The organism is Streptomyces sp. NPDC006458, assembly GCF_040612135.1.
In the GTDB taxonomy this organism is placed as follows: Bacteria; Actinomycetota; Actinomycetes; order Streptomycetales; family Streptomycetaceae; genus Streptomyces.
Genome location: NZ_JBEXPR010000030.1, coordinates 61,795 through 86,072, shown reverse-complemented (window position 1 = coordinate 86,072; position 24,278 = coordinate 61,795). Strand labels below are relative to the sequence as shown.

Sequence of the window (24,278 nt, the reverse complement as noted above, 5' to 3'; positions counted from 1 at the left end):
TGACGGTCCAGGTACCCGGCTGGAAGGGCCGGCTCGGAAGCGAGCGGGGCGATCAGCGAAAGCCGTGTGCCGAAGGAACGCTGGGGCGTCCCCCGGTCACGGAGTCGTCGCCGACCCGGAACCCCTGCGGACGGCCTTTGGCGCGCCGCACAGTGGGGCTCGCCGCACGGAAGGCTTCACCCTCAACCAGGACATCTCAGCCGACGGCGACGCCTCACCCCTGGCGTCCGCCGCCGCCCGGCATCTGGAAGCGCTCACGGACCAGTTCTCCGCGTTCTCCCGCCGCGGCCGCCCGAGCTCTGCGGGCTCGGCGCCGGCCAGCTCACCGGACTCGCTTCTCGCCGCGGTCCTCCCTGGCCGGGCAGTACGAGCCGCGCAGGGGCTCCGGGCCCCGGGTGACCGCGGTCACCGTCCCGCCAGAGGAGTCGACGAGCGTGACGGGGTCCCGCCTGCACTCTTCGGGGTACCGCTTCGCGCTCGCTTCCCACCTGGTGCCGCTTCCTCTTCCACTGGAACCTCAAGATCCCAGCTGATCCCAAACGCCCCGATGTGACCTGAGCTATACCCTTTGATGCCCGGTTGTGCGTAGCCTGACCGACTGTTCTCGCCACAGTGCCGTGACATCGGGTGCACGTCACATCGATCGTTCAGGAGCCCCATGCGCCCTCGGATACCCACCCTCCTCCGAACGGCCTCCCGCCCGCCCGTCGCCCTGGCGGGCGGTGCGCTGACCGTCGGCATCGGCGGTCTGTACCTGGCAGCGTTGCTGCTCACCGGCGGTGAGATCCAGGCAGGCACGACGGTGCGCGGCGTGGACCTGGGGGGCCTGACCCATGAGGAAGCCGCCCGGAAGCTGGAGCGGCATCTGGCGGAGTCCGCCCCGCGGGAGCTGGCGGTGACGGTCGGCGACCGCAGGGGCACGCTCGATCCACGGCAGGCGGGGCTCAGCTTCGACATCCGGGAGACCCTCGACCGGGCGGTGTCCACCGATGCCGATCCGATCGACCTGATCGGCGGGCTGTTCCGCTCGGGCGGTGAGATCGAACCGGTCGTGCGAGTCGACGAGGTCAGGACCCGTGCCGCCCTCGGGAAGCTGGCGAAGTCGCTCGACGAGAAGGTCCGCGACGGCGCCGTCTCCTTCGACGACGGCCGCATCGAGCAGGTCGCTCCGCACAGCGGGTACGCGCTGGACGTGGACGCCGCCGTCGGCTCACTGCGCGCCGCCTTCCTGCACGGCTCGGCGGACTCCGTCACGGTGCTGCCCGCACACGGGACCGAGCCGAAGGTCACGGCGGAAGAGGTGCGGCGGGCGGTGCGCGAGTTCGCGCGACCGGCGATGTCGGCGCCGGTCACCCTCACCGCGGACGGCAAGCGGTTCACGCTCACCCCGGCCATGCTGAGCGAGTACCTGACAATGCGGCCGGACGAGGCCGGCAGGCTCACAGCAAGGCTCGACAGCAAGGGCCTGCGGGCCACACCGGTGGTGGCCGACGCCCTGAACGGCCTCCCCGCGACACCCCGCGACGCCCGGCTGGCGCTCGAGGGCGACAAGGTCGTGGTGGCCGCCGACGCCAGGCCCGGCGTGGAGGTCACCGACAAGGCCCTCGGCGAGGCCGTCCTGCCCCTGCTCACCAAGTCGGGCACCGCCCGCACCGACGAGGTGACCACGCGGCGGATCCAGCCGGGGCTGACCCGTGCGAACGCGGCCCGACTGGGACTCACGGAGAGAATGTCCACCTTCACGGTCGACTTCGAACCGGCCCCCTACCGGACGAAGAACATCGGCCGGGCCGTGGACCTCATCAACGGCTCCCTCGTCATGCCGAACGAGACCTGGAGCTTCAACCGGACCGTCGGCGAACGCACCGAGGCCAACGGCTTCGTCGACGGCATCATGATCTACGACGACAAGTACGCCAAGGCACCCGGCGGCGGCGTCTCCGCCGTGGCCACCACGGTCTTCAACGCGATGTTCTTCGCGGGCGTCAAACCCGTCGAGCACGGTGCCCACTCCTTCTACATCGAGCGCTACCCCGAGGGCCGTGAGGCCACGGTCGCCTGGGGCAGCCTCGACCTGAGGTTCACCAACGACTCCGGCAACGCCATGTACATCCAGGCCGAGTCCACCGACACCTCGGTGACCATCACCCTCCTCGGCACGAAGAAGTACGACGAGATCACGTCGGTCAAGGGGCCGCGCACCCAAGTGCGGCAGCCGTCGACAACGGTGAGCACCGCTGAGCAGTGCGTGCCCCAGAGCCCGCTCGAGGGCTTCGACGTCACCGTGGAGCGGGTCTTCCACGACGACGGCCGGGAGGTGAGGCGGGAACCGTTCCGCACGCACTACACCCCGCGTGACGAGATCGTCTGCGAGGCAGCGCCGAGCGAGAGTCGGCCCTGAGCACGCGGCCGCACCCGGAGCAGGACACCGCCGCCTCGCCGCCCTTCACCACGACACCCTGCGCTGGCCAAGGTCGCCGACTGGCGACCCTCGGTCCCCACGTCCTCGCGCCGGATGTGCCAGCAGCACGCCGCCGCCCACCTCCACACCGCGCGCGCTCATGCGCTCGATGCCGACCTTTGAGACGCTCAAGGCGCCATGTCAACGCCCTGCAGGGCGCGGCACCATCCACGGCAGCTCCCCACTGACGGCATCGTCATGACGCGCCGTCATGGGCGGCGGGCCCCTCGGGGTGCCCTGTTCGTCCCTTCTCGAGTACGGCAAGGCGGGCCGACTCGCTGCGCGCCGGTGCTCCGTCGAGCCATCACACAATGCGGACAAGGGTTCAGCGCGGTGACCGATCCGGGACGAGGCGAAGTCCGGTACCTGGGCGCGGTGTCCTCAACAGCGACGGTGGGCGTGCGAGCATCGGGGCATGCTCTCAGGCGCACACGTGATCCTCTACTCCCAGGACGCTGAGGCCGACCGGACCTTCATCAAGGACATCCTCGGCTTCGCCCACATCGACGCGGGCCACGGCTGGCTGATCTTCAAGCTGCCGCCCGCCGAGGTCGCCGTGCACCCCACCGACGGCCCGCCGAGGCACGAGTTCTACCTGATGTGCGACGACCTCGACGCCGTCCGCGCCGAGCTCGCGGAGCGCGGCGCGGAGCTCACCGGCGAGGTGACCGAGGAGAGGTGGGGACGCCTCACCGCCGTACGCCTCCCCAGCGGCAGTGAACTTCCCCTGTACCAGCCGCTGCACCCCGTCGCGCACAGCCTCGACTGAACCTCCGTCACCACGCCGTCACCGTCCTCGGCTTCGAACACGTGAAAGGCACAAGCAGTGGCGCGGCTTGGCCACCCGCGGCACAAGACCGCCATCATCTACCTCGCCGGACGCCACCTCGCCGCCATCTTCATCTCGTCAGCGAGATGACCCCGAAAGAGGCGCCCAGCAATGCGCGGGCGCAGCGACTACCTCAGTCGTCGAACCACACGACGAGGCGCACGTTGTCGTCGCCGTGCTGGGCTGCGAGTGCCTCCATGGCTTTCCAGACGGGTTGCCACTCGCCGGTCTCGGTGACAGCGTCTCTGCGGCGGATGGTGACTGATCTGTAGAGCGTGTCCCCGACGAGCCATTCACTTCCTTCGGGCCACTCCCGGTCTTCGCCTCGTTCGAGACCGACAGCCTCGGCGAACGCACGACTCCAAGAGCTCTTGCCTGTCATCCTGAGCCCGTTCGGAGTCTGCCGGTACTGGTGCAGCCGCTTGTCGGGCTTTTCTGCAGGCTCGTCCCAGTCGACCGCCTTCACCTCGGCCCACGTGATCCACGTGATGCCGTGAAAGCCATCCTCGCCGTACCACTCGGTCAGCTGCGCGAACCGCGCACTCACGGCAGCCGAGGCGTCGGCGGGCAGACCTCGGCATGCAGCCAAGGGGCGGAAGTTGGCGTAGTTGCGGACCCCGAAGAGGCAGCCGAACGCATCGTAGTTGCGGATGTCATTAAGAGAGTCGAGGTCGTGCGCGGTATACCAGGCTGCCTCCCGACCGTCCTGTGGCGCTCGATACTCGAGAAAGCCACTCATGTCTGTACCCATGCCTGACATTCTGCCGATCCCGTCAACTGGTTTTGCCAGCCACGGATCGATGACCTGCACATGCGTGAGCTGCCTGGTCACGAGGACCCACGATCCATCAGCGGCTGCGGGACGAGCACAAGCTGAGGGCGTCATTGAGCCTTTTCCAACCTCATACCTGTGCTGCTCCTCGGCCTGCTGACGACTGCACGCACCAATCTGTAGCGAGGTCATGACCAGCAGATCCGCAGTCGGTCCCGGCGGCCCAGACGCTTCGCCGAGCATGGTCAGCGGCGCTGACATCCGGGTTAGAAAGGGCTCAGCGCTCCGGCAGCTCCCATGAAGCGAACCAATGGGGGAACGGTCCGGCGGAGGGCGGGAACGCGAACGGCGAGGTGCGGTCGGTGAGCAGGCGCAGCACGAATTCGCCGGTTCCGCAGTCGAAGCGCTGCCACTCACCGCCCAGGTACTGCACCAGAACCGGCCAGTCGTCGGGATCGGCCGGTCCGGTCAGCCAGTGGAAGGTCAGCTCCTGCTCGGAGGTCCCCCATTGGAGCACGCCGCCAGGCGCGGGGTGGACCGGGTATGGCCGGTACAGGTCGGCGTACCGTGCCATGTCCTGGCCCCAGGAGACCAGATCCGTGCCCAGCGCACCTGGCACCAGCAGGTCCAGGTACTCGTCGAAACTGCCCGGGCCGAAGACGTCGACAATGTCCTTGTAGTCACCGGGCAGCGCGGTGCACAGCGCTGCCTCCGTCGCGGCCCAGTCGACGCCGCACCGATCGGGCTCCGTCCACCCGGTGGCCTCCCGCAGCAACGCCACCCATCCGACACCGGGCGGGCGGGTGAACGCGCGCCGGGCGAGGATCACGACGCGACGCGGGCCATCGGGGGTGGCCGTCACGCCGTATCCGAACCAGTGCCCGGCCAGCACCCACCCGCGCAGCTCCAGCAGCCCGCCCTCCCCGCCGATGGGAAGCCCACCCTCCCCGCCCACCGGCGGACCGTCGGGCACCCCTGCCGCCGTACCCCCCACGACCCACGCACGTACGGACAGACTCGCCCCGTCGATCACGTCCGCAGCGACGCGCTCCAACGCGGCCAGATCCTCCGCGTCACTGGGCACACAGACATGCCCTGCCCCATGAGTGGGCAGCGGGCAGTGCAATTCGGGCGCGCGCCAGGAGTCGTTCAGACGGGCGCGCAGAGCGGAGGCGTCCATGCGGCCAAGTGAACAGCACGGCACTGACATTGAGCCTCTTCAACCTGCATCAGGAGTACGCCGTTGGGCTGACAACAGGGTGAAGCCCCTGGTAGATGGGTCTTCGACCAAGATCACCAGTCTGCCAGGAGCTTACGCGTGCTTGTTTACCCGTCCGGTATCGATCTCTCCAGCCGCACTCTGCAGCACCTATCCGGTCTCCTCGCAGGCCACCGAAGTCGGATCGGCTCCCGGTGGCGGCGCCTGACCTGTGGCCGGCAGGCCGTGCTCGTCCTGGCCCACCTGCGCTGCGGCGACACCTACGCCCGCCTCGCAGCAGGTTTCCGCGTCGGGATCGCGACGGTCCACCGGTACATACGCGAGGCCGTCGACCTCCTGGCCGCTCTCGCGCCCACGCCGGAACAGGCCATGACGACGGTGCGGAAGAAGGCGTACGTGATCCTCGACGGCACCGTGCTGCCAATCGACCGCATCGCCGCCGACAGGCCGTACTACTCGGGGAAGAAGAAGCACCACGGGATGAACGTGCAGGTCCTCACGGATCCAGCCGGCCGTCTGATCTGGGCCTCGGACGTGCTACCCGGAGCCGTGCACGATCTGACCGCGGCCCGGACCCACGGCATTCCGGCCGCTCTCGCCGCTGATGACGTCAAGTGCTGGGCTGACAAGGCGTATCAGGGCGCAGGCCCTGCTGTCCGCGTCCCGTTCCGGGGCAACCTGCGCGGCTGGCGTCGTCGTCACAACCGCGATCACGCCAAGATCCGCAGTCTCGGCGAACGCGCCATGGCCACCCTCAAATGCTGGCGCCTCCTGAGGAAGCTCCGCTGCAGCACCACCCGGATCACCGCCGTCGTCCGTGCCGTCGTCGCACTCGAACTCGCCACCTGATCAAGATGGAATAGGCTCAGTGTCACAACTGCTCGGATTTCATGGGCATCGGTGACTTCTGCGAGAGAAGCGCATGTGGGCACAGCGCGGCACAACACGCGACCTGAGCCGCCCGCACACGGCGACGGACGGTGGCGCCCCGAAACGGGCTCTGCGGGAGCAACATGGGCGAGACGCCAGAGACAGAGGCACAGACGAGATCGGCGCCGGCCTGGGGATCGACTGTCGTCGTCGGTTGTGCAACTGGCGACGACCCGGCTGTCGGGACACCGATCCTGCAGAAGGGACATGCAGGCCTCGCCCAGCCGTGGCTCACCAGACCGTGCCGAAGAACCGCGTCCACCAGGTGGGCTGACTTGCGAAGCGCTCCAGCGCGCTGGGGCCTTCGTAATCGCTCTCCAGCAGTTCTTCGGGGACGCTCACGTAGCCGAGTTCGGCCAGCGCCCGCTCCACGGTGGCGAGGTCGGCGGGGTCCAGGGCACCCTCCTCTCGGGCATCGTCCGTGCCGAGGAAGGCCCCCGGATTGTCGGCGCAGACCTCAGCGAGGGAGCCGAACTTGCTCACGCAGACCACGATCCGCGTCCCGCAGACCGTCGCGTGCGCGGGCACATGGACGCGTCCGTACTCGCTGGAGTCCTGGGTGTCCCGCTCGGACTCACACGGGGCCCCGAAGTCCGATTCGAGCCGGCTCACCAGCCCGCCGAACGCGAGGCCGGCCGCGGCTCGGTCGTAGTGCAGCGGCCGCTCCAGCCGTTCGGGGTCGTCGAGTTCTCGCATGACGGCCAGCAGTTCCGTCTCGCTCATCGGCATCCGCCCATCCTGCCAGCCCGGCGCGTGGGAACGGAGGGGCAGGAGGCGGGGAAGCAGAGGCAAGAGCCGACATCGTCCGCTCCACGGCGGTGGCGGACACCTCCGCCCCGACGAACCGCGCGCACTGGAGGAGTCGAAGGGCTTTCGTACGAACCCGCGGGCGCGGCGCCGAACCTCGCGGCGGCACAGCAGTGGGTGAACGAACCGCTGTCCGGCAATGCGGCGAGTTGGTGATGGTGCGACCCCGCGCGTCGCCGGAGCGGGCTGCGTGTCCTGTCTGCTCGACGACGTCGGGCCAACGACGAACTTCCCTGTACCTCTCCTCGCGAGCGGAGGTGTTCCGTCGCCCTGTACCAGGGCGTTTTGATGGTGTCCTTCGGCTTCGCGTGAGCGGAGGTGTTCCGGCTTCATGGGCATGCGCAACTCCGCTCCGGTGCTCGGTTCCGCGCGAGCGGAGGTGTCCCGCACATCCGCCTCATGCGCGTCGCCCAAGCCAGGCCCTGTCCACGTACGGCCTGGATCGCCTTGCCGCCACGCGCTGTGGGTCACGCCGCCGCGGCGCGGTACGCACTCGGGCTCAGGCCCTTGTGGCGCTTGAAGGCGGCGCTGAAGCCGAAGGCGTCGGCGTAGCCGACGGCCTTCGCGATCTGGGCGATGCTGTGGTCGGTGTCGGCAAGGAGTGCCTCGGCGTCGTCCATGCGGCACTCGGTGAGGTAGGCGAGGGGCGGGCGGCCCATCAACTCGGTGAAGCGTCTGGCGAACAGCGCCCGGGAGACGCCGGCTTGCGCGGCCAGCGACGCGACCGTCCAGGTATCGGCGGGCCGGCCGTGGAAGGCGTGCAGGGCGGGCGCGAGGACCGGGTCGGCGAGGCCGCGATGCCAGCTCGGAGCGTCGGCGCCCGCCTGGTCGAACCAGGTGCGCAGCGTGCACACCAGAGCCCAGTCGAGGAGCCGGTCCATCAGCGCCTGCGAACCGGAGGAGAGCCGGGCGGCGTCGGCGGCGGAACTCTCCATCCAGGCGCATACTTCGGCGTCCTCGTTGACGACCAGGACGGGTGGCAGCGCGCGCAGGAGCCGTTCGTGGCGATGGCCCGAGGCGCGGTAGGCGCCCACGACGAGTGCCGTGGCGCCGCCCGGGTCGGTGCCCCAGCGGATGCCGCCGAGTTCCTGGGCCGAGCACGGGGCTTCCGTGGCGAGGCAGTTGATCTCGTACTCCGCGTGGGGGCGGTGGACGGTGGCGGGCTCGTCCGCGAGATGGAACGGTGCGGGGCCGCGCACGATGGTCGTGTCGCCCGCGGCGATGACCCGCTCGGTGCCGTCGGGCAGCAGCAGCGTGCCGCCCCCGCGCAGCACGGTGACCATGGTGAGCGGTGCGCCGTCGGCGAAGCGGATGGTCCAGGGCGCCCTCAGGACGGCATGGCTGACGACCGAGCCCTCGGCCCGGATGCCGCTCAGCAGCGAACTCAAGGGATCCATAAGGGAATCGTAGACGATCTCCTATGCCTTGGAGACTTTCTCCCATGGATCCTCTACGCGGCCACGGCTGTACTGGACTCACCGAACACATCGAGCCCAGTCGGGAGACACTGTGCCGCAGCACAGCAGTGACGCCAGAACAGCCCTCGTGGTCGTCGCCCACCACCGGAGCGATTCCCTCACCGCCCATACCGCACGCCGTGCGGCCGCCCGGCTCGAGGCCGCCGGATACCGCATCGACCTGCTCGACCTGCACGCCGAGGGGTTCGACCCTCGGATGACCGTGGAGGACCAGCCGGACTGGGGCAACCGGGAGAAGACGTACTCGGAAGAGACGCACGCTCATATGCGGCGCATCCTCGACGCCGATGTGGTCGTCGCCGTCTTCCCCGTCTACTGGCAGAGCGTGCCCGCCGTCCTCAAGGGATGGATCGACCGTGTGTGGAACTACGGGTTCGCCTACGGCCGGAGCAAGCCCCGCCTGGCCGGCAAGCGCATGCTGTGGCTCGGCCTGGCCGGCGCCACCGCCGACGATCCCCTCGCGCAGGGGATGCGGTCCGTCCTCGAGGCCAACCTGAGTGAGGGCATCGCCATCTACTGCGGCTTCTCGCACTCCACTGTGGGCCTGCTCCTCGACGCGGAGGAGCGACCGCAGCGCGTCGACGCCGAAGGCAATCTGCACGTCGGCGACGCGGTCGCCGGCGCCGAACGGAAGGCTCAGTACGCCGACTTCGACCGTCGGACACTGGAGTTCGTGGAGGGGTTCCTCGTGGACGAACCGCTCGCGGCCTGAGGGCACCCGGATCCCTCGGGCTGACCCGGCAGTCTCGCCGATCAGCCCGAGGGGCCGGTACGGGCGATCAGCCCGAGGGGCCGGCACGGACCGAGATCACGCAGCTGACACGGTTGCTGGCGGAGCGCCCTGTCGAAAGGAAGGAGCGCCCGGATACAGTGCGCGGGACGGAAGCCTGGTGAGAGAGGGAAGCGTGACCGACACCAGCAACACCCGACCCGCCGACAGAGAAGCGCACGCTCCGCGGCCGAGCCGACTGCACCGCCTGATGCGCTACCTCCCCCTGATCGCCCCCGTCCTGCTGTGGGCCGTGCCCTGCTGGGTGCTCCTGCACAGCGGCCAGCACTGGCCGCTGCCCGTCACGCTCGCCGGCACCGCCCTCTTCGCCCTCGGCCTCGTCGGTATGCCGCTCGCGATGGCGCGCGGCCACGGCCGGCGCCAGCAGGACCGGGCGGCGATCGTCGGTGACAGCCTGCTGGGCACCAGTTGGGTTCTGTTCACCTGGTCCCTTCTGCTCGGCGTCCTGCTGCGGCTCGCCCTGACCGTGGCCGGCGCCGGCGACAGCCAGGACCGGGCTCGAATGGTCACTTGGGCCGTCCTCGGCACAGCCGCCGCACTACTCGCCTGGGGATACGCCGAAGCCCGCCGCGTGCCACGCGTGCGCCGACTCGATGTGCAACTCCCACGGCTGGGTGCCGGGTTGGACGGCCTCCGCGTCGTCCTCATCACCGACACCCACTACGGCCCCCTCGATCGCACTCGCTGGTCTGCACGGGTATGCGAGAGGGTGAACACCCTGGAAGCCGACCTGGTCTGCCACACCGGCGACATCGCGGACGGCACGGCCGAACGCCGCCGCGCCCAGGCCGCCCCACTCGGAACCGTGCGGGCCACCCGGGCCCGGGTATACGTCACCGGCAACCACGAGTACTACAGCGAGGCCCAGGGCTGGGTCGACCTGATGGACGAGCTGGGCTGGGAGCCGCTGCGCAACCGTCATCTGCTGCTCGAACGCGGAGGCGACACCCTCGTGGTCGCCGGCGTGGATGACGTCACCGCCGAGTCATCCGGCCTGGCAGGCCACCGCGCCCACCTCGCCGGAGCCCTGAAGGGTGCCGACCCCGACCTGCCCGTCCTGCTCCTGGCACACCAGCCCAAGTTCGTCGACCGGGCGGCAGCCGACGGCATCGACCTCCAGCTCTCCGGCCACACCCACGGCGGCCAGATCTGGCCCTTCCACCACCTGGTCCGCATCGACCAGCCCGCCCTCGCCGGCCTCAGCCGCCACGGCACCCGCACCCTCCTCTACACCAGCCGCGGCACCGGCTTCTGGGGCCCGCCGTTCCGCGTCTTCGCCCCCAGCGAGATCACCCTGCTCGTGCTCCGCTCCCCGCACCTGCCCACCCCGACGTAGCACTCGACGGGCAGACACATCCGCTTGGAGCAGCCCCACGAGCCGGGGGATCCGGCGTGGAGACGACGAGCTTCGGGCATCGTGCGAGAAGACTCGCGGAAGGCATCGGAAGGGCCGGCGAACGGCGGCACGACGGGCGGCGCTGCGACACACGAGGAGGGCACGGCGGGCGGCCGGAGCGCGGCCCCCGTGGCGCGGTCCACTGCCGCGGTCCGCTCCCGGCGCACGTCGGCGCAACGGCGTCAAAGCACGGTCACCGGATGCCGCACCGCCGCGTCGAACAGATAGCCCTGCGTGTTGAAGACAGCGGTGTCCGGCTGTGTGCGGCCTGCCGTGTCCGCGGCGCGGGCAAGCAAGTGTGTCGGGCCTGGTGTGTGAGGCGTCCAGGGCAAGGACCAACGTGTCCAGGTGCCGGAGCGCGGCCGGTCATGAAGCCGGGCTCGCCGCCAGTTCGCCCCACCGTCGGTGCTGACGTCGACCCGTGCGACCGCACCCGCGCCCGACCAGGACCTGCCGTGCAGCACCTGCCTCTCCCCCGCGCGAAACGTCGCGCCGTTCGCCAGCTCGAAGGCGCTCTTGACCGCCTGCCGGGTCAGCGGCGCACTGCCCTCCTCCGGGTGGGCGGGGCCGAACAGCCGGTAGAAGGTGGCGTTCCACGGCGAGTACAGAGGCTGCGCCGACACCTCGATGTCGCCGACCCATTTGATCGAGGCGATCCCCACCCACGAGGGCACGAGCACCCGCACCGGGTAGCCATGGTCGTACGGAAGCGGCTCGCCGTTCATCTCGTAGGCGAGCAGCACGTCGTCCAGTGCCTTTGCCAGGGGCAGCGGGCGGCGCACGCGGCCGAGGCTCTCGCCACCGCTGACGTACTCGGCGTCGAGGCCGCGGGGCTGCACGTCCACGGCGTACGGGGACAGCCCGGCCTTACGGAGTACGTCGGCCAGACGCACCCCGCGCCAGCGCGCGACGCCGACCGCGCCCAGCGTCCACGCGGTGCCGGTGACCGTCTCGCCCTGCTGCGTCGTGTAGTAGCTGCGGCCGTTTCCGGCGCACTCGACGAACGCGGTTCGAGTGACGGCGGGCAGGGCGCGCAGATCGTCGTACCCGAACTCCACCGGCTTGTCCTCGGCGGGCGTGCCGCGCAGCCCGTCACCCCACAGTCTCAGCCGCCAGTCGGCGGCGTCCAGGACGGGCGTCGCGGTGTGGTTGCGGACGAAGAACAGTGCGTTGGGAGTGTGATGACCGGTTCCGCTCAGCGCCTCCCAGCGGGTCTCGGCGTTGGTGCCGCGTTGGATGAACCACTCGGGCGGCAGCGGCTTGACGATCGGCGAGCCGGCGGCGTGAGCCGGATTCCTCACAGGGAGCGCGGTGGCGACGGCGGTCGCGGCGAGCAGTGTCAGTAGCCGGCGCCGCGTGACCCCGTCCGATCTGGCCTCCCCTGCGAGCCACTGGCGCAGCCTGCGGCGATCGTAGGCGATCTCGTGGTGGGAGGCGGAGCCGGCAGCAGACATGGCAATCCCGTCATACAGGGTAGGGAAGGGGGTTGGGGCAGCGCGCGGCAGCCGACGCGCGGCAGGCCCACGGAAATCAACAGCGCCGCACGACGCAGCCGTCGTAGAAGAGAACCGTGAGAAGGCCGATCAGCGCTCGTGGCCGGGGAGCCGACACAGCGCGGCGGCCACGCGGACCAGGTCCACGGCGCGGCGACGGGTCAAAGGCTCCGGCGGAGTCATGACCGGATGGAAGCACGTAGTCCGGAGTGTGTCAACGAGTGATCTGTGCCGGGCAGTTGGGTCGCTCGTGAAATGAGCGATCGCCCGCGCATACGGAATCGAGGTACCGCATTCGCCCGCGATGGTCCTTGTCTTCGTGCACGGTGGGAATCATGCCGGGGTCAGGTCCTCACGGCGAAGGCATTTCTCCCGTGGCCAGCCGCGATGATTGAAGGCCGCGGTCCTTGACCACCTGTACACAAGGGTGCACGAAGCGGGTGATGCCGAGCTTGCGGTAGTTGTCCAGCGCCGTGGCGACGTCGGCGGCGGAGCCGACCAGCCAGGTGGTCCCCGCTCCCCCGCCGCCGAACTTTCCGGGCGTGGTGTACAAGCAGGTGTCGAGCACCTCTCCCCGAGCGGCGACGTCGAAGAGCCGCCGCTGTCCGACGGCGGTCCTGCGGTCCCCCGCCCAGGTCAGTCCTTTCCGCTAGTGGCCTCGGTGAGCCCACGGTGACATCGAAATGACGCTGCGCTGACGCCACTTGCGTACCCTCGAATCGGGGCAGGCTGACCAGCCCACTCGAAGCGTGCGGTGCTCGGTGACACCCGGGCCATCGCTGAGGGAGACATCCTTGCCTCCGCGGTGACCGCCCCCGTCGAAGCCGTCTTGAGGCGGTGCCCTTCTGCGCGGGCATCGCCCGTTCAAGGCAGACCACCAGGTCGAAGGCGGAGCCATTGCCCGGGAGGTGTGATGGACGGTTACCAGGTCTACCGCGATGCCATGACAAAGGACCAGTGGCAGGGGTGGTGGGTCACCTGGCCGCTGTCGACTCGAGTTCGCCTGGGTCACGTCTACGACCGAAAGAGCGACGGCGTCCGCAGAGCGGGCGACCTGGCCGCCCGCGGAATCCCGTTCCAGCGGGAGCACGGCACACCGGACGGTACCTTCATCTACGATTCGAACGAATCAGTGGATGTCGCATTCAAAGCCTCAGGAAAAACCCCTGCGGCTTTGTCGGCGCTGACCGAAGCCGATGCGGGTGCTTCAGTGACCTTCACGAGGGGCAGAACGGCCTTCGTGGTCTTCCGGGAGTATTCGCAGAGCGGAATCTCCGACGTCAGGGGCCTTTCGCATGCCTTGGTCTCCGCATGGTGGAACAAGGAGTGGGACGACTCACTGCTGGCTGTGACCAGCGTCGTCGCCGCAGCCGGCGCCACGGTGCTCACCGCTGCCGAGGGCGGGGCGGTGGCCGAACTCAAGGTGTCCGCGTCCGCCGGCGTCGGTGAGCTCGGCATGGCCGATCTCGCGCTCGGGGCGTCCGTCGTCCGCCACAGCGCTCTCGGCGCGCAATGGACCGGCACCGACGTCACGCCGTTCTACCAGGTGATCCGTCTGCGCAAGAACTGGCTCGGCAAGATCGTGGCCGAGTACGGACCGCGGCCGCCGGGGCGTGGGGCCCTCCCCTCCGCCCTTCCTCCGCTGCTGAGCGAGGAGATCGGGGACGATCCCGAGGCTGCCCTGGAACCGGGCGACCGGACGGAGGAGCTTCCGTTCCACGACCCGGAGAACGAATGACACCCTTCCAGGGGCGACAGTGAAGAACGTGCGATTCCGTATTCGGCCGGGACAAGCTGCGAGGGCCGCCGCAGGTGAACGGCCCGTCCAGGTGAGCCTGCGCGTGGAAGAAGCGGAAACCGGAGCGGCGCATGAGGCGACGGAGAACATCGACCTGGCGGAGGCGGCAGGGCGGATCGAAGAGCTCCGGGAGGTCTTCAAGGTCGGGTCTGGAGACCAACGCCGGCAGGACGCAGGCGATTTCCTGTTCCAGCTCTTGACTCCCGGCGCGGTAGGTCCGCTGTGGCAGCAGGCACGAGCCTCGGGCACCGAAAGTGAACCGCTGCGCATCAGTATCGAGATCGCCGTCGAAGAACTGCGCTCGCTGCCGTGGGAACTGCTGAGGGATCGGGGGACCTTGCTCTTCCACCACCCGAAGCTGCTGTTCTCCCGCCTGCATTCTACGGAGCGCAACGAACCGGACACCGTGGCAGATCAGGCACCCCAGGTCGAGCTGGGGCCGATGCGGGTGCTTGTCGTCGTCTGCAACCCGGACGACCGGCAGAACCTCGCGGACCGCGAGATAGCCCGGGTGGGAGCCGCACTTAAGAAACCCGGCCGTACCCACCTGCAGGTGCTCGACGGTCCGTCCCACGAGAAGCTGTTCGACGAGGTCAGGACGTGGCGGCCGCACATCCTGCACTTCATCGGTCACGGTATGCCGGCGGTCCCGGGCGCTCCTTCCCGGCTGCCGTTCAACTGGGCCACCGAGCACACGCAACCGCCCGATTCGCAGCAGTGGAGTCTGACCTCCGACCAAGTCACGGAACTGCTGGACGAGTGGCGGCCCCGGCTCATCGTCCTCAACGCCTGCCGCACCACGGCCGATCCGCTCGACCGGCTCGGCGGTCTGGCCCACGCCTTCCTGGAAGCCCACGTCGGCGCCGTCGTGTCGATGCAGGCCGACATCGACTCGCCGGTGAGTGTCGTCTTCGCCGGTGAGCTGTATCAGGTCCTGTCGCAGGGCGGAGCGGTGGACCAGGCGGTACACGCCACACGGCGGCAACTGCGCCTCACGTACGCGGACGAAGGATGGTGGGCCCTGCCGGTGCTCGTCACGCGCCACCGCCCGGAGTCGGTCCTGGCCATCCACCCCAAGCCGAGGGAAGAGGACATCACCAAACTCTGCGAGCACTCCTTGTACAGCGGACTGGAACTCTTCGTGGACCGCGCGGACGAGCGACGCGTGGCATGGCGGGCACTCGGTGTCACCGAGCAGCCTGCCGAGCGGCCGTTGCTCGTCGTCTCGGGGCACTCGATCGGCGGCTACCCACACACGGGCAAAACCTGGCTCACCCGGTCCTGCCTGCTCAGCTGCTTCGTCCGCGGCTACCGCATCACGTATGTGGACCTCGGAACCAGGCTCTCGGCGAACGAAGCCGCGGAGCCGGGTCCGGAGCACAAGGGCTGGCTGGACCTGCTGCGTACGATCCGCGGCGCGTGCATGGACAACAGCCAACCGGAGCCGCTGCCGGCGGAGGCCTTCTCCCCCTTCAACGCCACACTCAACGCCATGGTCAAGGGGAACGCGCCGGTGACCACCGCAGCCCTGGAACCGGTCGCGGACCGATGGGAACCCTTCGACGAGCAGGTCGGACAGGCCGACCAGCGCAGAAAACGCATCTTCCGGGCCTTCCTGGACGCCCTGCACGCGGCCTCGCCCGATCGCGTCCACGTCCTCGCCCTGGACCACGCCGAGCTCCTCCTCCCGGCATCCTGTCGACAGATCGTCTACCCCGAGCTGATCGCGCCGATCGCACGGAACGAGGAATCACCACTGCGGCTGGTCCTGGTGGCGACCGAGGAATGGATCTTCCGCGCGCTGCCCGACGAGAGCAGCCGCCTGTGGAAGCCGCCGCTCAGACTGGGCGACTTCAGTCAACGCGAGTTCATGCGGCTGGCCGAGGAGTACTGCGAGCGGGCAGGCCTGGACTTCTCCGAAGCCAGACAGGTTTTCGAGGGTTTCCGCGGGTACGAATACGGCTCCGTCGAGGTGTTCGGGGATGTCAGGGACATCCTGGTCAAGAGGACGGCGGGCCAGACATGACCGACACACTCGACGGCATCGGCGCCCGCATCGCCTCGGGTGAGAGCCTCGCCGAGATCCGGCGCTCCCTGCGCCCCAGCGCATGGGAGCCCCTGCTCAAGGCCTGCGCCGCCGCCGTCACCTTCGACCGGGAACTCTTCGACGGTCTTCTGCGACCGTACGGCGGGGCCGACGCGCCCACGCTGGACCAGTTGGCCGCGCTGGGCGCGGTCGAAGAGGTACCCCACGAACCTGGCCGTCATCGGCTGCTGCCCGACGACCGAACGGTGTACATGCAGACCTGGCTGACGGGCTGGACCGGTGGCCCGGCACCCGATGACCTGGCCGCGTTGGAGCGGCGGCTCGCCGACCACGCGGCAGCCGCGGGGGACCGGCGCGAGCAGCTGCGGCACCTGCTGGTGGCCGACACACCCCAGGGGCTGCAACTGTTCGACGTGCTCTTCGGTGAGGCGGACCGCAACCGGGACTTCGCCCGCTGCCAGGACCTGCTGGACGTGCTCGGCGATCCCGACCGCCGTACCGTCTCGGGCCCGGACGCCGCCCGCGTGCTGCTGGACCGTTCAGGCTACCTTCGGGCCCAGTCCTACTGGGCCGTCGACTACGCCCGCTGTGCCCAGTACCTGGCACCCACCGGTCTGCGGGAGCGGGCCGACGCCCTCATGGGCGACCACGGCAGCCGAGTGTGGCAGGTCTTCGCCTCTCCCGGCATGGGCAAGACGATGCAACTGCGCTGGCTGGTCACGCGCTACTGCGTCCCCGCGGAACGGGACATACCCTGTGCGCGGATCGACTTCGACGCGGTGTCCCCCGTGGCGATCGGGCGCCACCCCTGGCTGGCCCTGCTCGAGGCCGCCGCGCAGTTCGACAACCGCTGGCTTGAGAGGCCGTTCGGCAAACTGGACGCGTACGGATCCCTGCGCAGCCTCCTGCGCCGCCCGTCCGATCTGAGCCGTACGACCGCCGACAGTCTGCGCACCCAGAACATCGACGAACTGCGGTCGGAGATCGTCGAGATATTCGTCAGCAGGTTCAACGCCGCGGCCGGCGCCGAACCGGCGCTGCTGGTCTGCGACACAATGGAAGAGCTCCTGCGGCGGGGCCAGCAGGACACCGGCCGTTTCCTGGAACTGCTCGGGCGGGTACGCAAGTGCTGCCCCAGCCTTCGCCTGGTGCTTGCCGGGCGGTACGACCTGACCGAGCGGGTACCCCAGGCACGGGAGGCACTGGAAGGGAGCGAGCGGGTCGAAGTCGAGCCGTTCACCGACGAGCAGGCCGAGAGGTACCTTCGCCAGATCCGCGGCATCACCGACGCCGGCAAGCGGGCTGTCGCACGACGCCGCGCCAACGGTCGGCCGCTCACCCTCGCGATCTACGCGGACGCCATCGAGCAGGACACCGACATGACCGCCGAGGGCCTGGCGCAGGTACCCGAGCCCATCATGCCCCTGCTCATCGAACGTGTGGTGCACCGGATCGAGGAGCCCGCGGTGCGCTGGCTGGTGCGCTACGGCGTCGTACCCCGAAAACTGCGGCGAGAGGACCTTCCGGTGATGCTCCCGTTCCTGAGCAACATGGGCGGGCCCACCCCGGACGACGATCCGCGCAAGGACCTCCACGGTGTCGCCGATTCGGACGCCTATCCGTTCGCCGAACCGCCCTCGGACGACGCCGCGCTGGAGAACACCTGGCAAAGGCTGCTCCACTACGCGGGAAGCTCCTCCTGGGTCTCACAAGCGCCCGGAGACCCATCGACCGTGATCTTCCACCCTGACATCCTCGCCCCCCAGCGCCTCCTGCTGTCTCGCCAACGGGTGTTCACGCTCCTGCACCGCGCCTTCGCTCAACACTTCGAGGCGCTCGCAGCTCAGTACCCCGACCGGTGGGCGGACTTCACGCGTGAGGCCGTCTACCACCGGTTCCAGATGCAGGACGAGAGGGCCGCCGAACGGTGGCGGGCGGCGCTGCGCCAGGCGCGGCAGACCGACGCGCTCGACGAGCTGCACGCACTCGCCACCGAAGTTCTCGGCAGGGACTATCTGGACGAGCAGGGCGAGCCCCGGCGCACCCGGCAGGGCAAGGCGCTGATCTCGTACACCGAGCTGATCGAGGCCCACCTTCAGGAGGCGTATGCCATCAGCCGACAGGCGCTCCGCGACCAGGCGAGCCCGTCGGATCCACGGTGGAGGGAGGTCGAGTACTCCCTGAGCCAGGCCGACCGCCTCCGAGGCCTCCCGTTGAGCGCAGTGTCCGTCACCAGTCGGGAGAACGCGCTGCGCGCGCTGCTCCTGACCGTCAACGGCCGTGCGGAGGAAGCGACTTCGCTCGCCACGCGTGCGCTGGCGGAGGCCATGCCGGACGAGCGCGCGGACGTGCTTCGCGTCCTCGGCGACAGTCGAGCCGCTGTCGGCGACCCGTCCGCGAGAGATGCCTACCAGGAGGCGTACGAGCTGACCGGGCGAGAGGGGAGGACCGGCCAGGCGCACGAGATCTCGCTTGCCCTTGCGCGCGAACGAGAGGCACAGGGACAGCTACAGGAAGCCCTGGACTGGTGCGAGCGGGCCGAACCCCAATCCGGGAGCGCGACCGGGACGGATCCGGCCACCCTGACCCGGGCCAGGCTGCTGCTGACCTGTTACCGGCCGGCAGCAGCTCTGCGTATCCTGCCACCCCAGGCCCTGGCCGAAGCGGGACCGGTGGCCCACGGCGACATCAGCGACGCCCGGGTGACGACACTGCTCCTCACCGCCCGCGCGGAGCTGATGCTCGGTCAGGGGAGCCGCGCCCTCGCGACACTGGACGCCGCCCTCTCCGTCGCCGCAGAGATCCTCGGGGCGACTCGTTACCGGCTCGAAGCCCAGATCCACCAGCTGCGGGCCGTCGTCATGGGCGAGCTGCTCGAGGTGGACGACGCAGAAGCGCTGTTCCGGCAGGCCGAGAGCATGTGGGCGGAGTTCGGGTACCGGACCGGCCATCCGGAATGTCTCTATCTGCACGCCCGTTTCCTGCTCCGGGAGGTCGGAGATCTCACGGAGACGGGGGACCTGCTCGCCGTCGCCGACCGGCGTCCCGGGCCACCCGCCGGTCAATGGGACCCGCCCGAGGCCGAGTTCACGCTCCGTACCATCCTTCTCGGTCGTGAGATGGCCAGAGAGGCCGGGTACCGGCTGGAGGGGAACACGCGGGATGCGGACGTCCCCAAGCCGATCCCACCACGCCACACCGCGATCCTCGCCGTGCACCGGCTGGTCGCGGCATGGTGGCGGAACAGACAGTCGATCCCGGCACTCGCCGAGGCCCTGGAGACCCTGCAACCCCCGTCCGCCCGGCTCTTCGTCATGGAGGACTTGCGGCGCTGCCCGACTCCGCGCAACCCCAGCAAGGCGGTGGTGGAGCCACTGCGCCGCGTCCTGCCTTCAACTGACGACGTCGACGACCCGCAGGACCAGGCGCTGCACCGGATGCTGCTGGCCGAACTCGACCGCCTCGCAGGCCGGCGCGACAGCGCGCGCCGGGCTCTCGACGAGGCCGTGGACCTCATGGAGGAGGGCGACCCCCTCGCACAATGGCGTTGGGTCCAGGCCCGCAGCCGTCTCGGGGTACCCGTCGAGGGAGACCACCCCGTCCAGGTGACCGCGGCCCGCTCCCCGCTGCTCCGTTCCGCCATCCTGCTGCGGCTGGCCGCCGACGCACGGCGCGATCGGGACGGCACGACGGCGAGACGGCTGGTGGAGGAAGCGGTCGAAGCGGCCTCCCAAGTACACCGGCCGACCCGATGGGGCGCCGAAGCACTGCGCGCCTACGCGGAGATCACCGACGACGAGGAGGCACACCGGGCGGCTAGCCGGGTCTACAAGCGTCTCGGCCTGCCGCACCGCGTCGCACCACCCGGCCCGGCAGGTCTGGGCACTCTGGAACAGGAGTCCGCCCAGCTGCCGATCACCCTGTCCGCCCCCGAAGGAATGCCCCTCGACGATCCCGATGCGCTGCAACGGCTTCTGGTCCACGACTTGGAGGCCGTGGCACGAGTTCTGCACGAGGCTCTGACCGTGTCCGTGCCGGAGATTCCCGACCAGAGCGGTTTCCGCGTGCTGCGTATGGAGTCCGACGACCCGCTGGTTCACGCGCTGCCATGGGAGTGGGCCCTGGCCGGACTCGGCCGGCCGGACTCGGCCGTTCCAGTCATCGGATTCCGCACCCGGCCGGCCCTGGCCGACGCCGGCGCAAGCCTGCGGATCCAGGCCGCCCTGCGCGAGACGGTCGATCCGCAGCTCCCGGTCGACGGGTTCCTCGGCCCGCGCACCCGAGAGGCCGTCGCCCGCCTGACCGGTCAGGTGTATGCCGGCCTGACCGCCGCCGAGCTGGCGGCCCTGGACCTGTCCCGCCGCCGGGCCCGCAAGGACCGGCCCAGCGTGGCACTCGTTGCTCCGTCACCGGCCGTTCAGTACGAATCCCGCGGCAGTCACTACCAGTCCGGTGTGGATCTGGCCGACCTCTACGCCTCCCGGGGGTTCGACATCCGGTTGACCGAATCCGTGGACATCCGCAGGCCCTGCCGATGCTCACCGAGCCTCATCCATGTCAGCGCCCCGCTCGAGACCACCGCGCGCGAGCCGTACTTCGACCTGTCCGCACCGTACTCCGACTACAGATGGGCGACCAAGTCCCAGGGGTTCGATCTGTCAGCCGCCGCCCTGGCACAGTGGCTGCGGAACTCGCCGGCCTGCCTGGTGGTTCTCGACCCGCCGCTGCCCGGATCCCCGCTGGACATCCCCGAGCAACTGCTCGGACGCAACATCTTCGCCGCCCAACTGCTCGCCGAGCTTCCGGCCGCCGCCATCCTCGGCATCGGGCTGAGCGAGTCGCACACCTACCCGTCGGTCGACATCCTCGCTACCGCGATCCGGGACGGGCTGCCACTTTCGGAGGCCTTCGAACTGCTCGTACGGCGACGGCTCATGTCGACCGGCCACGAGTCGCTCGCCGTTGGCAGCACGACGCTGTTCACCGCTCCCGCCACTTACGCGACCTGTGTGCTCTCGTGACCGGCGCCGACTACGAGCAGCGCAGCCGGGCCCGGCTGGGCCACCTGAAGGACAGCCTGGACCGGGAGACGGCCCGCTGGGAGGAGGCCGCCGCCGAGCCGGACCAGCCGCTGGAGAAGCACCGCAGCCAGGTGGCCTGTCTGACGCGCCTGCTCAGGACCTCTCTGAGCGATCTCTCGCGACTCCCGGACTCCGAGCTGGCCGAGCCGATCCTGGATCTCCACCATGTGTGGGACTTCTTCCGCAGCAAACTCGTCCTGCGCTGCCTGCCCCAGTACCAGGAATTCCTGGACACGGCCGACGAACTGGCCTGGGCCTGCTATCGACCGGCGCTCGAAGCGGCCGGGCTGCCCTCGTCCGTACCGCCGCTGGTCTTCCTCAGCCGCGACGCGGTTCCGTTCACGCTCGCCCGGGGAAGCGACTATCGTGGGCTGCTGCCCAGCGGCGTCCGCACCCGGCCCGGAGCCGATGCGGTGCGGCGGCTGCCGTTCCCGATCATCGGCGTGCCGTGGCACCAGACAGAACACCTCCCCGATGTGCTCGCCGTGGCGCACGAAGTCGGCCATCACATCGAAGACGACTGCGAGTTGACCGAGGCCTTGCGGGCCAGACTGCTCGCCAGCGGCCTGCCCACCGGCCGGCAGCCGGTCTGGGAAGGCTGGCTGGGCGAGGTTTTCGCGGATGTCTGCGCGTGCCTCGCCTGCGGCCCCGCCTACGTCGCCACCCTTTCCGATGCCCTGGTGACGGCTCCGGCGACCGCGGTCGGGGCGTACCCGCCGAAGGACGTTCGCCTGGCGGTCTGCCACGCCGTGTTCGCATCACCGGGGCCTGGCCCCTCCGACGAGCCCGGGACCGTCGTCCGGGCGCTGATGAGCGACGGGTACGCCGAGCTCGGGGACAGGGACCTGCCTACCGTGCTGCAGTGCCATGGGGCGCTGGACACGGGGCTCGCGGTGGGAAACCTCCTCGCCGGGATGCCGTCGTCCGTCGGCGACGTCCGCGAGGCCTTGGCCGCGGCCGCGGATGCGTTCGGGCAGAACCCCGACGTCTATGACAGCCTCGGCGTGCAGTCCCGTGTGATCCGGGAGGTTCTGAAGGGACGCCCCCGGGGTCCCCGCGCCGCCGGACCCGTCCCGCCGAGCGCCGCGGAACGGGCCGTCGACGTCGGCCACGTCCTCGCCGGTCTGCTGTCCGCGTCTGCACAGGACCAACAGGTCGTTTCACAATGAGGACGACGAGGAGTGTGCTGTTGTGCTCGGCTTCGTCCGTAAGATCACTCCATGCCTGCTGACGAACGCGTAACTCGGTCCATGTGTCGTGTCCAGCCGATATCAGATCCTCGGCCGATGCCGGAGCTGCCCCAGCGGATCTGGTCAGAAGAAGACTGGCAGCGGATCCAGCGCGGCTACGGGGCACGGGACATGGACGAGAAGTGGGACGTCTTCACCGAGGGTGAGGTTGTCTTCCTGCATCGAAGCTGGACCGGTTACGGAGTATTCGCGGCGACCTTCGCGCCGGTTGACGGCGGTGGATGGCGGATCGCCAGTGCCGTGGTAGAGCGTGACGCCGAACGCTATGGAGGCACGGACGATGCCTACGACTGCGTCATGCTCGAGTTGGTGATCACCGCCATCGTGCTTGGCGAACCAGCGCCTGATCTCCGATCGAAGCTGGTGGAGTTGACCCGTCGGGAGTCGCGCTCCGCTGATGCCCCGGCCGGCGTGATCCAGCACAGTGCCCTGGGGTTGCGCTCAGACTCCTAGTCGATCACTGGCGGCACGGTCACATCAGCAAGAGACCGGCTTCTGATACATCGTCAATTATCGCGCAAAGTTGCCGTATTGGCCATCGGGCAGAACCACGCATACCACATGAACGCGGCAGGGCACACGGCGTGGGGAGGCCGGGGCGGCCCGTCGGCAGCCACGTACGGGGGAACGCACGGCACTGCCGACACGTACGGCTCCAGACGGCCGGCTCAACATGGATGCGCTGACTCCAGGCGGTCCAGCCGGTACATGCCCGCGAACCCGCCGACACCGGCGATCCACCGGACCCACTCGCCCCTACAGACGTTCCGCCAACGGCGTCGAGATCCGTGACCATCGGAGGGCGGACGGCTCTCTACTTTCAGCAACCGCAGTTAGGTGACGGCCAGTTGGTCGGGGCTGACAAGCAGCGGACACGGTCAGTGCCGGCCCAGGCTGCCCCTCCGTCGCGCCCGACGGCCGGCGGCCTACGGCACCGTCTGGCCCATGAGTGGCCGGCCCCGCTCGGAGTCGCCCCGGGCGTCGGCCCATCGCCGCGGACTGGAGCCGTGATCGAAAGCCTCGGCGTGCCGTCGGCCGTGATGCAGTCGTCCTCGGGGGGCGTGACCTGCTTCCACGCCATCGGGTCGGCCTCCGACGCGCGGCCCCAGCGTGGTCGTGGTGCGCTTGGCCTTGGCCGTGCAGACCACTGCAGCGGTGGCGTCGAACTCCACCGAGCCGTCGCGCCAGGTGGAGCCCTTGCCGGCCGCCCTCTGCCAGGGCGGACCCGGCGCGACCAGGCGCTCGTACTCACATTCCCGACGGTGATCGACTCCGTCCGCGACCGCCTGCTCGGCCTCTCACCGCAGACGAGGGGGCGGAGGTGTCGCCGTAACCGGGGAAGGGCTCGACTTCCCGATGATCCTTCAGCGCTCCTCAAGCTTCCTCGCCCGCGGCGCGGCGACGTCACGGGCCAGCAGCTCCTGGCTGATCGGGCGGTTCAAAATCTCGCTGATCTTGTTCTGCCGCATCGTTCGATTCCTCCTTCTCAGCGCAGTTGCTCGGCCAGTCCGACGATGATGCCCTCCGGGCCGCGGAGGTAGCAGAGCAGATAGCTGTCCTCGAAGCGGGCGATCTCGCCGACGAGTTCGGCGCCGTGACGGCGCAGGCGGGCAACGGTGTCCTCGATGTCGTCTACGGCGAACATGACGCGGTGCGTGCCCAGAATGTTGTGCGGCCGATTACGCGGCCCGGCGCTGATCACCGCAGGGCTACGGTACTTCGCCAGCTCGAGCCGGCTGTGACCGTCCGGGGTCCGGAGCATCGCGATGTCACAGCGGACGCCGTCAAGACCGGTGCACTGGTCGGCGACAAGGCCCTCGACCTCCGCCCTGCCCTCCAGCTCCATACCGAGTTCCACGAAGAACGCGATGGCGGCATCCATGTCCTCGACGACGATACCGACGTTGTCCATCCGCTGAATCGCCAT

Annotated in this window: 17 protein-coding genes; 10 read left to right on the top strand and 7 right to left on the bottom strand. The window is 69.5% G+C overall.

All coding sequences use genetic code 11. The features are described 5' to 3' along the window. The first annotated feature begins 658 nt into the window (after positions 1 to 658). Both ABZZ79_RS32090 and ABZZ79_RS32085 read left to right on the top strand, forming a co-directional pair. Positions 659 to 2,401: a VanW family protein gene (locus ABZZ79_RS32090; RefSeq protein WP_356694797.1), complete on the top strand. Its 1,743-nt coding sequence runs from the start codon at positions 659 to 661 to the stop codon at positions 2,399 to 2,401. Positions 2,402 to 2,876: 475 nt separating this feature from the next. Further along, positions 2,877 to 3,230, top strand: coding sequence for an extradiol dioxygenase (locus ABZZ79_RS32085; RefSeq protein ID WP_356694795.1), 354 nt, complete (start codon positions 2,877 to 2,879; stop codon positions 3,228 to 3,230). 193 nt (positions 3,231 to 3,423) lie between these two features. On the opposite strand, the gene ABZZ79_RS32080 is transcribed toward ABZZ79_RS32085, so the two are convergent. After that, a complete protein-coding gene (locus ABZZ79_RS32080) occupies positions 3,424 to 4,122 on the bottom strand; it encodes a hypothetical protein (protein ID WP_356694793.1) in 699 nt (232 codons plus the stop codon). A 217-nt stretch (positions 4,123 to 4,339) separates the two neighbouring features. Beyond that, entirely contained in the window at positions 4,340 to 5,242 is a 903-nt protein-coding gene (locus ABZZ79_RS32075; protein ID WP_356694791.1) for a hypothetical protein, read from the bottom strand. A 138-nt stretch (positions 5,243 to 5,380) separates the two neighbouring features. On the opposite strand from ABZZ79_RS32075, the gene ABZZ79_RS32070 reads away from it, so the two are divergent. Further along, positions 5,381 to 6,130 (top strand): transposase family protein, encoded by a 750-nt coding sequence (locus ABZZ79_RS32070; protein ID WP_356694789.1) that lies wholly within the window; start codon positions 5,381 to 5,383, stop codon positions 6,128 to 6,130. A 312-nt stretch (positions 6,131 to 6,442) separates the two neighbouring features. Here ABZZ79_RS32070 and ABZZ79_RS32065 read toward each other — a convergent pair whose 3' ends face one another. Further along, positions 6,443 to 6,940 (bottom strand): hypothetical protein, encoded by a 498-nt coding sequence (locus tag ABZZ79_RS32065; protein WP_356694787.1) that lies wholly within the window; start codon positions 6,938 to 6,940, stop codon positions 6,443 to 6,445. A gap of 545 nt (positions 6,941 to 7,485) precedes the next feature. Beyond that, positions 7,486 to 8,415, bottom strand: a complete 930-nt coding sequence (locus tag ABZZ79_RS32060) for an AraC family transcriptional regulator (RefSeq protein WP_356694785.1) — start codon at positions 8,413 to 8,415, stop codon at positions 7,486 to 7,488. Between the two features lie 112 nt (positions 8,416 to 8,527). Between ABZZ79_RS32060 and ABZZ79_RS32055 the strand changes: the two genes are divergently transcribed. After that, positions 8,528 to 9,208: an NAD(P)H oxidoreductase gene (locus tag ABZZ79_RS32055; RefSeq protein ID WP_356694783.1), complete on the top strand. Its 681-nt coding sequence runs from the start codon at positions 8,528 to 8,530 to the stop codon at positions 9,206 to 9,208. A 193-nt stretch (positions 9,209 to 9,401) separates the two neighbouring features. Beyond that, positions 9,402 to 10,622 carry a metallophosphoesterase gene (locus ABZZ79_RS32050; RefSeq protein WP_356694781.1) on the top strand — a complete coding sequence of 407 codons (1,221 nt, stop codon included), beginning with the start codon at positions 9,402 to 9,404 and terminating at the stop codon, positions 10,620 to 10,622. Positions 10,623 to 10,864: 242 nt separating this feature from the next. Here ABZZ79_RS32050 and ABZZ79_RS32045 read toward each other — a convergent pair whose 3' ends face one another. Beyond that, the gene (locus tag ABZZ79_RS32045; RefSeq protein ID WP_356694779.1) at positions 10,865 to 12,136 is read right to left on the bottom strand and encodes a sulfite oxidase; all 1,272 of its coding nucleotides are present in this window, start codon (positions 12,134 to 12,136) and stop codon (positions 10,865 to 10,867) included. Positions 12,137 to 12,527: 391 nt separating this feature from the next. Then, the gene (locus tag ABZZ79_RS32040; protein WP_356694777.1) at positions 12,528 to 12,743 is read right to left on the bottom strand and encodes a hypothetical protein; all 216 of its coding nucleotides are present in this window, start codon (positions 12,741 to 12,743) and stop codon (positions 12,528 to 12,530) included. A 345-nt stretch (positions 12,744 to 13,088) separates the two neighbouring features. Here ABZZ79_RS32040 and ABZZ79_RS32035 point away from each other — a divergent pair, with 345 nt between their 5' ends. The 5 genes from ABZZ79_RS32035 (at position 13,089) to ABZZ79_RS32015 (ending at position 22,804) form a co-directional block, all read left to right on the top strand. Then, on the top strand, positions 13,089 to 13,913 hold the full coding sequence (locus tag ABZZ79_RS32035; protein ID WP_356694775.1) for a hypothetical protein: 825 nt from the start codon (positions 13,089 to 13,091) through the stop codon (positions 13,911 to 13,913). 103 nt (positions 13,914 to 14,016) lie between these two features. Continuing rightward, complete coding sequence (locus ABZZ79_RS32030; RefSeq protein ID WP_356694773.1) at positions 14,017 to 15,999, top strand: CHAT domain-containing protein; 1,983 nt, start codon at positions 14,017 to 14,019, stop codon at positions 15,997 to 15,999. After that, positions 15,996 to 21,041: a hypothetical protein gene (locus tag ABZZ79_RS32025; RefSeq protein ID WP_356694771.1), complete on the top strand. Its 5,046-nt coding sequence runs from the start codon at positions 15,996 to 15,998 to the stop codon at positions 21,039 to 21,041. Before ABZZ79_RS32030 ends, ABZZ79_RS32025 begins: the two co-directional genes overlap by 4 nt. Further along, positions 21,038 to 22,270: a hypothetical protein gene (locus ABZZ79_RS32020; RefSeq protein ID WP_356694769.1), complete on the top strand. Its 1,233-nt coding sequence runs from the start codon at positions 21,038 to 21,040 to the stop codon at positions 22,268 to 22,270. Before ABZZ79_RS32025 ends, ABZZ79_RS32020 begins: the two co-directional genes overlap by 4 nt. 117 nt (positions 22,271 to 22,387) lie before the next feature. Then, complete coding sequence (locus tag ABZZ79_RS32015) at positions 22,388 to 22,804, top strand: hypothetical protein (protein ID WP_356694767.1); 417 nt, start codon at positions 22,388 to 22,390, stop codon at positions 22,802 to 22,804. 1,033 nt (positions 22,805 to 23,837) lie between these two features. Here the strand turns inward: ABZZ79_RS32015 and ABZZ79_RS32010 are convergent. After that, entirely contained in the window at positions 23,838 to 24,278 is a 441-nt protein-coding gene (locus ABZZ79_RS32010; RefSeq protein WP_356694765.1) for a VOC family protein, read from the bottom strand.